The 13,586-nt window shown below is 66.8% G+C and carries 11 protein-coding genes; 6 read left to right on the top strand and 5 right to left on the bottom strand.

Going from position 1 to position 13,586, the window contains the following annotated elements; genetic code table 11:
- Window positions 1-64 precede the first annotated feature (64 nt).
- The 3 genes from AB0C34_RS11205 (at window position 65) to AB0C34_RS11195 (ending at window position 2,431) form a co-directional block, all read left to right on the top strand.
- Window positions 65-910 carry a polyphosphate kinase 2 family protein gene (locus AB0C34_RS11205; RefSeq protein ID WP_357069913.1) on the top strand — a complete coding sequence of 282 codons (846 nt, stop codon included), beginning with the start codon at window positions 65-67 and terminating at the stop codon, window positions 908-910.
- 181 nt (window positions 911-1,091) lie between these two features.
- Window positions 1,092-1,868 (top strand): thioredoxin domain-containing protein, encoded by a 777-nt coding sequence (locus AB0C34_RS11200; RefSeq protein ID WP_357069910.1) that lies wholly within the window; start codon window positions 1,092-1,094, stop codon window positions 1,866-1,868.
- The gene (locus tag AB0C34_RS11195) at window positions 1,865-2,431 is read left to right on the top strand and encodes a vitamin K epoxide reductase family protein (RefSeq protein WP_357069907.1); all 567 of its coding nucleotides are present in this window, start codon (window positions 1,865-1,867) and stop codon (window positions 2,429-2,431) included. The genes AB0C34_RS11200 and AB0C34_RS11195 overlap by 4 nt, the downstream gene beginning before the upstream one ends.
- Window positions 2,432-2,440: 9 nt before the next feature.
- Here the strand turns inward: AB0C34_RS11195 and AB0C34_RS11190 are convergent, their stop codons facing one another.
- Window positions 2,441-3,541 carry a trypsin-like peptidase domain-containing protein gene (locus AB0C34_RS11190; RefSeq protein ID WP_357069905.1) on the bottom strand — a complete coding sequence of 367 codons (1,101 nt, stop codon included), beginning with the start codon at window positions 3,539-3,541 and terminating at the stop codon, window positions 2,441-2,443.
- 184 nt (window positions 3,542-3,725) lie between these two features.
- Here AB0C34_RS11190 and AB0C34_RS11185 point away from each other — a divergent pair, with 184 nt between their 5' ends.
- Entirely contained in the window at window positions 3,726-4,778 is a 1,053-nt protein-coding gene (locus AB0C34_RS11185) for an NAD(P)-dependent alcohol dehydrogenase (protein WP_357069902.1), read from the top strand.
- 73 nt (window positions 4,779-4,851) lie between these two features.
- A complete protein-coding gene (locus AB0C34_RS11180) occupies window positions 4,852-6,072 on the top strand; it encodes an AI-2E family transporter (protein ID WP_357069899.1) in 1,221 nt (406 codons plus the stop codon).
- 167 nt (window positions 6,073-6,239) lie between these two features.
- Here AB0C34_RS11180 and AB0C34_RS11175 read toward each other — a convergent pair whose 3' ends face one another.
- Complete coding sequence (locus tag AB0C34_RS11175; RefSeq protein WP_357069896.1) at window positions 6,240-6,971, bottom strand: ZIP family metal transporter; 732 nt, start codon at window positions 6,969-6,971, stop codon at window positions 6,240-6,242.
- Window positions 6,972-7,112: 141 nt separating this feature from the next.
- Between AB0C34_RS11175 and AB0C34_RS11170 the strand changes: the two genes are divergently transcribed.
- Window positions 7,113-8,429, top strand: a complete 1,317-nt coding sequence (locus tag AB0C34_RS11170) for a tetratricopeptide repeat protein (RefSeq protein WP_357069893.1) — start codon at window positions 7,113-7,115, stop codon at window positions 8,427-8,429.
- A gap of 13 nt (window positions 8,430-8,442) precedes the next feature.
- Here AB0C34_RS11170 and metE read toward each other — a convergent pair whose 3' ends face one another.
- The 3 genes from metE to aceA all read right to left on the bottom strand — a co-directional run bounded on the left by metE (window position 8,443) and on the right by aceA (window position 13,502).
- A complete protein-coding gene (metE, locus tag AB0C34_RS11165) occupies window positions 8,443-10,749 on the bottom strand; it encodes a 5-methyltetrahydropteroyltriglutamate--homocysteine S-methyltransferase (RefSeq protein WP_357069889.1) in 2,307 nt (768 codons plus the stop codon).
- A 286-nt stretch (window positions 10,750-11,035) separates the two neighbouring features.
- The gene (locus tag AB0C34_RS11160) at window positions 11,036-11,905 is read right to left on the bottom strand and encodes a 3-hydroxybutyryl-CoA dehydrogenase (protein WP_357069886.1); all 870 of its coding nucleotides are present in this window, start codon (window positions 11,903-11,905) and stop codon (window positions 11,036-11,038) included.
- Between the two features lie 310 nt (window positions 11,906-12,215).
- Window positions 12,216-13,502 carry an isocitrate lyase gene (gene aceA / locus AB0C34_RS11155; RefSeq protein ID WP_357069884.1) on the bottom strand — a complete coding sequence of 429 codons (1,287 nt, stop codon included), beginning with the start codon at window positions 13,500-13,502 and terminating at the stop codon, window positions 12,216-12,218.
- Window positions 13,503-13,586: the final 84 nt, after the last annotated feature.

Raw genomic sequence — 13,586 nt, 5'->3', positions numbered from 1 at the left:
GGGTACCGGCTTGTCGCCGCCGGTTCTCGATGTCGTGCTTGCGATCGGTGATTAGGTGTAGGGCATGGCGAAACTATGGGCTGTTGCGGTTACCGACGCCCTGAAAGCGGACGGGTTACGGATCGCCGAGTTGGACACCTCCGGGTTGCCGGGGTTCACCGGCGACAAGCTGTCGGGCACCGCGCTGCTCGCGGAGCGCGTCCTGGTGCTGTCGGATCTGCAGGAGAAGCTCTACGCCAACGGGCGCTCCGGCGACCGCCGCAGCGTGCTGCTCGTGTTGCAGGGTATGGACACCGCGGGCAAAGGCGGCATCGTCCGGCACGTCATCGGCTCGGTGGACCCCCAGGGCGTCGACCACGCCGCTTTCGGCGTGCCGACAGCGGAAGAAAAGCGCCACCACTATCTGTGGCGCATCCGCGAGGCGCTGCCGCGTGCTGGTCAGCTCGGTGTGTTCGACCGCTCGCACTACGAGGATGTGCTGGTCGTGCGGGTGCACAACCTGGTGTCGCGCACGGTGTGGGAATCGCGTTACGACGAGATCAACGCCTTCGAGCGCGAACTGGCGGATGAAGGCATCACGCTGGTGAAGGTCGCCTTGTTCGTTTCGCTCGACGAACAGAAGAGGCGGCTGGCCGCACGGCTGGAGCGCCCGAACAAGTACTGGAAGTTCACACCGGCCGACCTCGACGAGCGCGCGTTCTGGCCCGCCTATCACGAGGCATACCAGGCGATGCTGGATCGCACCTGCACCGAGCACGCGCCCTGGTACGTGGTGCCCGCCGACCGCAAGTGGTTCGCGCGGCTCGCGGTCACCGAGCTACTCATCGACGCGCTCGGCCGGCTGGACCTCGACTGGCCCCCGCCGAAATTCGACGTCGAAGAGCAGCAGCGGCGGCTCACGCAGCTCTAGGGCGCGTTCGCCGACGCGACCGGGCGACGACACCACGCGTCTACACAACCGATATTTCGCTGCCTCTCAGGTTCACCCACGATGATGTGGGCCGTGGCCCGATCACCCGGAGATGTATTCCCGGATCTACCATCGTGGCGGCAGGAACCGGCAGGCAAGCGAAAGGCGTGGTGAACTCACGGTGAGCAGGAAACCGGGTGGGAAGAAGAATCCGCTGCTGGCGGCGGAACGCGCCGACCGCAACCGCAATATCTTCATCCAGGTGGCCGTCGCCGCCGTCCTCATAGCGCTGGTCGCGGCGATCGGTATCGGTATCGCCGTGAAAAAGGCACGAAAGGACGATCCAGGCCCCACCCCGTCGATCGCCGCGACCGCCAACCCGAACCCGTCGGGCGTGGTCGGGTCGATCACCGACAACGGCGCCATCCGGATCGGCAAGCCGGACGCGAAGGTCACCGTGCGCGTCGTCGCCGACTTGCAGTGTCCCGCGTGCAAAGCCTTCGAGGCGGCCAACGCGCAGGTGCTCGCCGACGCGGTGAACAAAGGCACAGCCGCCGTCGAATACAACATCATCGCGTTCCTGGACAAAGCCTCCACCTCGCAGTACTCCTCACGCGCGGCGAACGCCTCCTACTGCGTCGCCGAGTCCGACCCGACGAAATACCAGGCCTGGCTTTCCACGATGTTCGCCCAGCAGCCCCCCGAGGGTGGTAGCGGCTTGCCCGACGACAAGATGATCCAGACCGCCAAGGACACCGGCTACACCGACGCCGCGCTCGCCCAGTGCATCTCCGACCGCAAGTACAACAAGTACGTGCAGGCTCGTACCAGGGACGTGATGGAAAGCGGCATCCAGTCGACTCCGTCGGTCTTCGTCAACGGCAGGAAGATCGAATCGAACCAGGAGATCTTCACTCCCGGCGGTCTCGCGCCCGCGATAGCCGCCGCAGCCAAGTGATCACCACAGCGCCGCGGGCGGCGTGGGTTCTGTTGATCGGCGGGCTCGCCGGCTGGCTGGCTTCGGTGGCGTTGACCGTCGAACGGTTCAAACTGTTCACCGATCCCGGCTACACGCCGTCGTGCAGTATCAACCCGATTTTGTCCTGCGGATCGGTGATGGTGACCGATCAGGCCGCAGTGTTCGGATTTCCCAACCCGCTCATCGGCGTCGTCGGGTTCTCCGTCGTGGTCACGCTCGGAGTGCTGTCGGTGGCCGGGGTGGGCTTCCCGCGCTGGATCTGGGGCGGGCTGTGGCTGGGCACGGCATTCGGCGTCGGCTTCATCTGCTGGTTGATCTTCCAGAGCCTCTACCGGATCAATGCGCTGTGCCCGTACTGCATGGTCGTCTGGGCGATCATCACGCCGGTGCTCGCGGTGATCACCGACCAACTATGGGGGCGAGCACGCGGCCCGCTCGGCGTGATCGCCCAGTGGCGGTGGACCATCGTCGCGCTGTTCTACGCAGTCGTGCTGCTGCTGGTGTTCCTGCACTTCCAGGACTACTGGCTGTCGCTGGCCTGATCCGACGAATCAGTTCGGCGGGCCTACGGCCAGCACCACCGCCAGCGTGCGCTGTCCGCCCGCGCCGGTGACGGTCAGGCGGACGGTGTCGTGCGGTCGGTGCCCGTTCAGGGCGACCCGCAAGGCATGAGCGGTGTCGATAACCCGACCGTCGACCGAGGTGATCACGTCGCCGGTACCGAGTCCGGCGGTATGGGCAGGCATCCCGTGGACCGCGGCGTCCACGCGGGCGCCGGTGCCGGTAGGCAACGCGTTCGAGGTGATCACGCCGAGGGTGGCGGTCGGGCCGACGTGCACAGTGTCGGTCGGGGTTCCGGAACGGATCTGGTGGACCACCCGCATAGCCGTGTCGATCGGCACCGCATAGCCGTTCGCCGGGTGGCCGTCCGCGCCGGTCGACTCGCCCGATGCCGCCGCGATCACGCCGACCACGGCTCCCTTCCGATCGACCAGCGCCCCGCCGGACTGGCCCGAGGTAACCCCCGCCGCCACCTCCAGCATGCCGCTGAGCGCCTTCTGGGACAGATCGCCGACGTTGAGCGCCACGATGGCGCTGTCGAGGTTGGTGATGCGGCCCTGGACGCCGGTCGGGGCGCCGCCGGTCCCGCCCGCGTTGCCGATCGCCATCACCTCGTCGTGGACCCGCAGGTCGGCCGAGTTGCCGAGAGTGGCGGTCGTCAGCTCCGACGCGGCGGAAAGGTCGAGCACCGCGATGTCGGCGCCGGAGTCGTAGCCGAGCACCACGGCGTCGTAGATCTTGCCGTTGCCCACATCGGTGACCGTCACGGTGTCCGCACCTTTGATCACATGATGGCTGGTGAGCACTTCGCCGTCCGCGCTGAGCACGATGCCGGAGCCGGCCGCGCCGAGCCCGAACGGCTTGGTGGACGCGCTGATGTTGACCAGCGCCGGGCGCATGGCCGCCGTGACGGACACCGGATCGAGCGGATTGGACGGGGCCGGCGCTATCGCGGCCGAGGCCTCGGCCCCGGTCCGGCTCGGCGGTTCGCCGCGATAGTCGAGGAAAGCGGCCACGACCAGCAGGATGGTGACAATCATCACGAGGACGCGTCCGCCACCCGACCGTGCCCTGATCGCCTGCTTGCCCATGGTTCTCCCGTTTCGGCTGAACCGCTGACCATTTCCATTGTGGGCCGGAGATCTTCGCCGGGGATCGCGAAGCACGCCGTTTGTCGGATCCGCGTCGCCCGCGGCGGTGGCCGACACCAGGTCCGGCGCGCCGGTGCCCGTGGTTTTTTGGCAACCGCACCTATGCGACGGTATGCATATCTCTATGAGGACAGCTGCCGCTTATGCCGTATCCGCACCTAATGGCTCATTCGAGAAGGTGACGATCGAGCGCAGGGACCTGGGTCCGCGCGATGTACTGATCGACATCAAGTACGCGGGCATCTGCCACTCCGACATTCACACCGCGCGCAACGAATGGGGCGCGACCAACTACCCCTGCGTGCCGGGACACGAAATCGCGGGTGTGGTCGCCGCGGTGGGGTCAACGGTGAGCAGACATCAGGTCGGCGACCGTGTCGGCGTCGGGTGCATGGTGAACTCCTGCGGAGTCTGCGTGGCGTGCCTCGCCGACGAGGAGCAGTACTGCACCGCGGGTGCGACGATGACCTACAACACCGCGGTCGATGCCGCGGCGCAGCCCGGCGGGCACACGCTCGGCGGCTACTCCACGCAGGTCGTGGTGACCGAGGATTTCGTCGTCCGGATCCCTGATGGCATCGGGCTCGACATCGCGGCACCACTGCTGTGCGCGGGCGTCACGCTGTACTCACCGTTGCGACACTGGGGCGCCGGGCCGGGCAAGAAGGTCGCGATCATCGGCATGGGCGGGCTCGGGCACGTCGGCGTGAAAATCGCGGCAGCCCTGGGCGCCGAGGTCACCGTGCTCAGCCATTCGCTGAGCAAGCAGGATGACGGCAAACTCTTCGGCGCGAGCAGCTACTACGCGACCAGTGACCAGCAGACCTTCCGAGAACTGCGCAGTCGGTTCGACCTGATTCTCAATACCGTCTCGGCGAATTTGCCGCTGGACGACTACCTGCGTCTGCTGAACCTGGACGGCACCCTGGTGATCCTCGGCCTCCCCGAGAATCCGTTGAGCGTCCGGCCCTTCACCCTGGCCGGTTATCGGCGCGCACTGGCCGGCTCGATGATCGGCAGTATCGCGCAGACGCAGGAGATGCTGGACTTCTGCGCCGAGCATGGCATCGGCGCCGAGATCGAATTGATCTCCGCCGACGAGATCGACGGCGCCTACGACCGCGTCGTGGCCAGCGACGTGCGCTACCGGTTCGTGATCGACGTCGCAACCATGTGACACACGTCGCCCGATCGGCGCGCTCGCGCATGTCGGTGCCCCGAACCGGTCGAGGCATGGGTACGTTGACCGTGTGTCTGCGGAGAAAAAGGACGAAACGACACAACGCGGCGACTCGCCCGCAGACCCGGCGGCGGTCACCTCCGACGAGCCCAACAGCCCACCGCCGTGGTTGCTGCGCGCGTTCCTACTCGCCGCGGCGACGGTCGCCGGGTTGGTCGCGGGCTTCTGGGTGTTGCAGAAATTGCAGGGCCTGCTGACCGTCCTGCTCGTCTCGCTGTTCCTCGCCTTCGCCATCGAGCCCGCCGTCAACTGGCTGGCCCGACGTGGGATGCGCCGCGGCCCCGCGACCGGATTGGTGTTCTTGGCCCTGATCGCCCTCGTCATCGCATTCGGGTGGACGCTCGGCGCGCTACTGGTCGATCAAGTCACCACACTGGTGCAGAACGCGCCCGACTACGTCGATCAGGTCGTCGACTGGATCAACCACACGTTCGATACCGAGCTGTCGGGCACCGATGTCGAGAAGTACGCCACCGACTGGAGCTCCACCTTGGAGGGCTACCTGACCGGGTTGGCGGGCAATGTGTGGGGCATCGGCACCGCCGCGCTCGGTGCGATCTTCCAAGGCCTCGGCATCCTGCTGTTCACCTACTATTTCGCCGCCGACGGCCCGCACTTCCGCCATGCCGTGTGCTCGCTCCTACCGCCGCGTCGACAGCGACATGTGTTGCGCGCCTGGGACATCGCGGTGGCTAAGACCGGCGGCTACATCTTCTCGCGCGGTCTGCTCGCGCTCATCGCGACACTTGCGCACTACATCGCGCTACGGGTGTTGGACGTTCCCTCCGCGTTCGCGCTCGCGCTCTGGGTCGGCGTGGTCTCGCAGTTCATCCCCACCGTCGGCACGTATCTCGCGGGTGCGCTCCCGGTGATCGTCGCGTTGGTGCACAGCCCGACGACCGCGCTGTGGATTCTCGGCTTCATCCTGCTCTACCAGCAGTTCGAAAACTATGTGCTGCAACCGCGCATCACCGCGACCACGCTGAACATGCACCCGGCCGTCGCCTTCGGCGCGGTGCTGGCCGGCGCGGCGATACTCGGCGCGACCGGCGCGCTGCTCGCCATTCCGGTGACGGCGACGGTCCAGGCGTTCTCCAGCGCGTATATCCGCCGCTACGACGTCCAGCAAGATTTCCATGTCGACCGGCCCGAGCCCCCGCAGCCGCACCGGAAGTGGCTCAGCCGATTGAGCAACCATCTGTCCGGCACCCACACACCACCCACACCGTGAGAACTCTTTCGGCACACGGAATCCAGTGCGCGATCACGGCAAACTCGGCGCCATCCGGCGGACCGCGAGGCGAACTCTTCTCCAATGGTTGGTCGACCCGGACAAGGCCCGGTCAGCCGACGATCGCGCGACACCTCGCGGTTCGCACGCATCCGCTGGACCTGCGATCAATTGTTCAACGCCGCGACGACGAACATGAGTGCGGCACCGACAACCGTGTACAGCAACACCCAGCGCGACGGCCGACCTGCGTGCGCCTCGGGGAGAATATCGGCGGTGGCCAGGTAGAGCAGGAATCCCGCGAAGTACCCCAGATACAGCTCGGCCAGGTCGGCCGGCACGTGGATGACGGTGCCGAGCACCGCGCCCGCCACCGGCGCCAGCGCATCCAGCCCCAGCACCACCAGCGCCCGGGTATGGGCGTTGCCGTACAACGTCGGAATAGTGAACGCGTTGAAGCCGTCGGCGAAGTCGTGGCAGATCACGGCGACGGCCACCGCGACACCGACCGACGCCCCCGCCTGGAATCCGAGCCCTATCCCGATGCCGTCGAGCAGGCTGTGGAACACCAGCCCGGACGCCGCGAGCAGCCCCATCGACTGTAAGCGGTGCGCATGCACCCCGTACTCCCCTTCGTGCCCGCGATGGACGGCCATCGACCGCTCGATCAGGTGGACGGTGAAGAACCCGGCCACGGTCGCGACCAGCGCGACTGGCACCCCGTGCACCGGCTGCACCGACTCGGCCAGCGCCTCGGGCAGCAGATCGAAGAAGACCACCCCGAGCATCACGCCCGCCGCCAACCCGAGTACCAACCGCCTGCGCTCCCCGATCCGCAGCGCGACGAACCCGCCGAGCAGCGTCGAGCACATCGAGACCAGCGCGAGCAGGATCGCCATCGCTCCAGCATGTGCCATATCGCCACCGGGACCGCAGATTCGACCGGCATGTCACCACGGGTGGCCACCGGCTCGCCATCCGAGTAGAAATTCTTCGAAGACGATTCGCACCGATCGGTGCCGAGGCTGGGGATGGGGACAATGCTGGAGCGGCCGCCGGACCTCGCCTTCGACCTCGGCCAGATGCACCGCAGGCGCAACGACGTGGCGGCCGCGCGCGAGGCGTTCCACGCAGCTATCGCTTCCGGGCATCCGGACTGGGCGCCGCTGGCCGCCGCGGAACTGGGTGGTCTGCTCAGCGCGACAGACGACACCACGGAGGCCGAGGCGGCCTACCGCTTGGCCGTCGCTTCCGGCCACACCGACGCGGCGCCGCGCGCCGCCTACAACCTCGGCGTGCTGCTCGCCCAACGCGGCGATACCGCGGGCGCCGAAGCGATGTACCAGCTCGCCGCCGCTTCCGGGCATCCCGATGCGGCGCCACGTGCCTGGATCAATCTCGGCTATTCGCTGGCCGAGCACTCGAGTTCCGATACCGCGCTGACGGCCTACGAACACGCGATCGCCTTCGGCCCCGGCGAGATCGCCCGCCTGGCCCTGTCCAATCTGGCCTATCTGCTGCGCGCGGAAGACGATCTGGCCGGCGTGCGCCGCGCCTACCGCGCTGCCATCGATAGTTGGCCGCACGATCAGGCGATCGTCCTTGCGGGCGACCTCGTCCAGCATCTGAGCGAGGCCGGGGATTTGGCCGGCGCCAGGGACATCAGTCGCTACCTGGTCGATTCGGGCGACGACTCGGTCGCCGCGCGGGCCAGTTTCGACGTCGGCGTGCTCAGCAGCAAACTGGGCGACACCGCGGCGGCGCTGGACGCCTTCCAGCGGGCACTGAATTCGACCGAGCTGGAAGTCCGCGCACGGGCGGCGGCCGCGATCGCGCCGATCTTCCATGAACGCGCCGCGACCGTGCTGCGCGAGACCGACTGGGCCCGACTCGACCATGCCCACGGTTGTGCGACCGACGCTCCGGAGCTGCTCGCCGACCTGATCAGCACCGCGACCGAAGATCAGTCGCGCAGCATGGAATACCTATATTCCACTGTCCTGCATCATGATTCGATCTATTCCTGCACCGCCCCCGCCGCCGTCGTCGTGCTCGGCGCCCTCTTGCACGAGCGCACCGATGTGACTTACACCAGCGCCGTTCGCTGGACGCCAGAACCGCAACCGTTGCGGCTCGAGTTGTTGAACTGGCTACACGAACTGATCGCCACCGCCGTATGGCAATCCACTGCCGATCTCACCCCCGCCGACCACGCGGCGGCCGCGGCCTGCGTCGCACTGTTCACGGACTTCCGTACCGCCACCGCGGCCGCACTGGCCTCGGCCGAACTCGCCGCTGTCGCCAACGCCGCGACCGAGGTGCTCGCCATGCTCGCCTCTCTGCCGATCAGTGGGTGATCGCTGCCCCACCTCACGGAGTCGATTCGAACCGCCTGCGGACCCGGCGCGCCGCGGCGACCAGATTTCGGAGTGAGGGCTCCAACTGCCAGTAGTGGCGCGTCTTCAGACCGCCATCCGGATTGGCCCACAACCGCTCCGGTGTCACCGCTTCCGCTGCGGCGGTGAGCGATGCGTCGAGTTCCTCGATGTCCGGGATGCGCGCGGAACGGCTCTCGTACACACCGGGGCCGACGCCGTGGCTTAGTCCGTGTCCCGAATGGCAGTCCTCCCGCAGCGCCCGGAGCACCCAGTCGATAGAGCGGGTCGCCACGATCGCCGTGACGTCGGCGTCGAGCTCCTCGATCGCCTCGACCACCTCGGCGCGTCCGGAATAGCCGATGTGCGTGTGGATCTGGGTCTGCGCCTGTACACCGGAGGTAGCGAGGCGGAACGCGTCGACCGCCCAGCGCAGGTACTCCGCCCGGCCCACCGGTCGCAGCGGCAGCATCTCACGGATCGCGGGCTCGTCGACCTGGATTATCGCGATGCCCGCCTTCTCCAGGTCCACCACCTCGTCCCGGATCGCCAACGCCACCTGGTCGGCGGTCTCGTGCAACGGCTGGTCCTGGCGGACGAACGACCGCGCGATCATGGTGACCGGCCCGGTCACCATGCCCTTGACCGGCTTACCGGTCAACGACTGCGCATAGCTGATCCACTCCACCGACATCGGCGCGGGCCGCGACACGTCACCGTAGAGGATCGGCGGCCGCACACAGCGGGATCCGTACACCTGCACCCAGCCGAAGTGGGTGGTCGCGAAACCGTCGAGCAGCTCGGCGAAGTACTGGATCATGTCGTTGCGTTCGTGCTCGCCGTGCACGAGCACGTCGAGGCCGATGTTCTCCTGCAACCGGATCGTCGCCTCGATCTCGGCCTCGATCCGCTTGCGGTAATCCGGATAGGACAGCCGACCTTCACCGAGGTCGTGGCGCGCCTGACGGATTCGATCGGTCTGTGGGAAGGATCCGAGCGTGGTCGCCGGCACCGGGGGCAGATTCAGCGTGCGCTGCTGCGCCTGCCTGCGCACCTCGTATGGCTCGCGCGACCGCATGTCCGGCGTGATGGCGTAGACCCGTTGCCGCACCGCGTGCTTCTGCTTGAAGTGCACCTCGGTCGGACGCTTGCGCCACTTGTCCGAAGCGCCCTCGGTAAGCGCCTTCGCGAGCGAAACCACCTCGCCCACCTTTTGTTTCGCAAAGGCGAGCCGATCGGCGACATGGCCCTCGATGTCGTATTCGACCAGCAGGTCGTAGGGCACGTGCAGCAGTGTCGTACCGGTTGAGACGACCAGGTCGGGGCACACTCGAGCGAGCTCGGTGAGGTATTCCAGCGTCACGTAACGGTCGGCGCGCCACACGTTGCGGCCGCTGATCACGCCCGCGTACAGACGTTTGCGGCGAATGCCAGGCACCTCGGCCAAATCTTCCGGCCGGATCCGGTGGCTGGCCAGGTCGAGACCGATCGCCTCGACGCCGGTGCCCGCGAGGATGGTCAGCGCCTCGCCGAAATCGCCGTACTGGCCGGTGACCAGGATGCGTGGACGCAGCGGCGCCTTCGACAGCCGGTGATAGGCAGCCTCGAAGGCGGCCAGTTCGGCGGGCGTGCGCTCGCTGGTGAACGCGGGCTCGTCCAACTGCACGCAGGTGGCGCCACGCTTGGCGAGGATCTCGAACAGCTCCTCGTAGACCGGGAGCAGCCGGTCCAGCAGGCTCAGCGGCTCGACATCGCCCGGCTCACCGGGAAGGTGCCCGACCTTCGACAGCAGCAGCAGCGACAACGGGCCGAGGACCACCGGCCGCAGCTCGATATCGCGCGCCTTCGCCCGATCGAATTCATCGAGCAGGGCCTCGGGGTGCAGCGAAAACTCGGTATCGTCAGCCAGTTCTGGTTGGCGGTAGTGGTAGTTGGTGCCAAAGAACCGGACCAGCTCCAGCGGCGGCAGATCGGGTCTACCGCGCGCCATCAGAAAGTAGAAGTCCAGCGGATCCAGCCCGTCCCGGTACGGCTCGAACCGCTTGGGCACCGCGCCGAACAGCAGCGCGTTGTCCAGCACGTGGTCGTAGAACGAGAAGGTGTTGCCGGGAACCTGGGTCAGACCGGTGGCAGCCAGCTCACTGAACTGCTGCTCCTGGATGTCGCGGCCCACCGACAACAGTTCGTCGCGTCCGATGCCACCATGCCAGTAGGCTTCCAGCGCCCGCTTGAGTTCCCGATGCGGCCCAATTCTCGGATAGCCCAGGATGCTCGAGCCGAAGCCCTCAGTGACATTGACCATGAGCGGGAACACTCCCTTTCGATCGCTTGCGCGGCGTCTGGCTGTTCAGCCGATCCACCGACGCACCTTCGACCTTCTTGCAGCTTATTTCGGTTCTTGCGCCGTCCACGCTGGAACGCCGTAACGAACGGCTTCCACATCCGCGCGCCGCGCGAGTCTTATGAGCGCGGTCGCGGCCCGTCTCGCGTCCGAGCGTCCATTGCGCCCGCGCCGAAGACGCGAGCAGCGGATGCTCGGAGGCGAGACTCCCCGGGCCGCGAACCCGCAGCGCCGCAGGCGCTGCCAATCAAGCACGATATTGGTAGAAACCGGCTCCGGTTTTCTTGCCGAGAAGTCCTGCTTCGACCATGCGCATGAGCAGCGGCGGTGCCGAGTAGAGCGGCTCTTTGAACTCCGAGTACATCGAGTCGGCGATCGACTTCACGGTGTCGAGACCGACCAGGTCGGTGAGCGCAAGCGGGCCCATCGGGTGCGCACAGCCGAGCACCATGGCCTTGTCGACATCGTCTTTGGTGGCGAAGCCGGATTCGACCATACGGATGGCCGATAGCAGATACGGCACCAGCAATGAGTTGACCACGAAACCGGAGCGGTCGGCCGAGCGCACGACCTGCTTACCGAGTACCTCGCCCGCGAAGGCCTCGGCTCGCGCGGAGACCGACTCGCTGGTCTTGAGCGTGGTCACCAGCTCGACCAGCGGCAGCACCGGGACGGGGTTGAAGAAGTGCATGCCGACCACGCGCTCGGGGTTCGCCGTGGCGACCGCGATCTTCATGATCGGGATGGACGAGGTGTTGGAAGCCAGCACGGCCGTCGGGTCGGTGACGACCTTGTCCAGCTCGGCGAAGATGGCGGTCTTCACCTTCTCGTCCTCGAGGACCGCCTCGACCACCAGCTGGCGGTCGGCGAAGTCGCCCATATCGGAGGTGAAACGCAGCCGCCAGGCAGCCTGTTCGCGCTCGCGCTCGGTGATCTTGCCGCTGCTCACGCCACGGTCGAGCGACCGGAGGATGCGGGCGCGGCCCGCGGCAGCCAGTTCTCTGGTCTGCTCGTACACCAGCACGTCGACATGCGCCCTGGCACATACCTCCGCGATTCCGGCGCCCATCTGGCCGGCGCCGATAACACCGACGCGTTGGATCTTTTCGCTGCTCACGTCCCGCTCCTGCTGTTTGTCTGGCTGTCGGGTGGCTTGTGGCGAAGGTGTCGCTCGGGTCCGAGCAAGCCTCCGCCGGTCCAAGGTATAGGGATGCCCTCCCCGCCGGGACTGTTCAGCGAGGAGGGCGATACACCCCTACCGAAGTAGAGGATTGTCGATCTTCACGTCGGGGACCTCTTTCCCTCAGCGACTTCCAGGTGCGTCGAACCACAGGCCCGTTCCCACCAATTCGCGCGACCCCATCGAGCGCCGTTCGCGGCCCACGAGACTCCCCGGGGCCGCGAACCCGCAGCGCCGCAGACACTGCTTAATGAAACTGCCCCTCTTCGGTGGAGCCCTTCAGGGCCGCCGTCGAGGTGTTCGGGTCGACAGTGGTCGCGATCAGGTCGAAGTAGCCCGCGCCGACCTCACGCTGGTGCTTGGTGGCGGTGTAGCCGCGCGCTTCGGCGGCGAACTCGCGCTCTTGCAGGTCGACGTAGGCGGTCATGCCCTCGCGGGCGTAGCCGTAGGCCAGGTCGTACATGCCGTAGTTGAGCGAGTGGAATCCGGCCAGGGTGATGAACTGGAACTTGAAGCCCATCGCGCCGAGTTCCTTCTGGAACTTCGCGATGGTGGCGTCGTCCAGGTGTGCCTTCCAGTTGAAGGACGGCGAGCAGTTGTAGGCCAGCAGCTGGTCGGGGAACTCGCTACGCACCGACTCGGAGAACTTTTTGGCCAATTCGAGGTCTGGGGTGCCGGTCTCCATCCAGATCAGGTCGGCGAAGGGAGCGTAGGCCTTGGCACGAGCGATGCACGGATCGATGCCGTTTCGCACGCCGTAGAAGCCCTCGGAGGTGCGGGTGCCGTCCAGGAAAGGCATGTCCCGCTCGTCCACGTCGGAGGTGATCAGGGTGGCGGCCTCGGCGTCGGTGCGGGCGATGATCACCGAGGGGACGTCGGCGACGTCGGCGGCCAGACGCGCGGAGGTCAGGGTGCGGATGTGCTGTTGGGTCGGGATCAGCACCTTGCCACCCAGGTGACCGCATTTCTTCTCGGACGCGAGCTGGTCTTCCCAGTGCACGCCCGCGGCGCCGGCCTGGATCATGGCCTTCTGTAGTTCGTAGGCGTTCAGCGCGCCACCGAAGCCTGCTTCGGCGTCGGCGACGATCGGGGCGAGCCAGTTGGACACCGAGGTGTCGCCTTCGACCTTGGCGATCTCGTCGGCGCGCAGCAGCGCGTTGTTGATGCGGCGGACCACGGCGGGCACCGAGTTGGCCGGGTAGAGACTCTGGTCCGGGTAGGTGTGGCCGGACAGGTTCGCGTCACCGGCGACCTGCCATCCCGACAGGTAGATGGCTTTCAGCCCGGCACGGACCTGCTGGACGGCCATGTTGCCGGTGAGTGCGCCGAGCGAGTTGATGTAGTCCTCGTTGTTGACGAGGTCCCACAGGATCTCCGAGCCGCGGCGGGCGAGGGTGGCCTCCTCCACGACGTTGCCCTGGAGCTTCGACACCTGCTCCGCGGTGTAGTTACGCGTGACGCCCTTCCAGCGGGGGTTGGTGTCCCAATCCTGCTGGATTTCCGCAGCGGTCTTAGGGGTGCCGGTGGTCGACATCTCGGACTCCACTTCCTCGTGTGATCGGTGGCCCCACGGTCGAGCAGGAAACAACTCGAACTGCTGGGGCGGCAATTTGCAGGC

The organism is Nocardia sp. NPDC049220 (genome assembly GCF_040647855.1).
In the GTDB taxonomy this organism is placed as follows: Bacteria; Actinomycetota; Actinomycetes; order Mycobacteriales; family Mycobacteriaceae; genus Nocardia.
The sequence above is the reverse complement of the archived record's forward strand: the minus strand, read 5'-3'. Positions and strand labels throughout refer to the sequence as shown.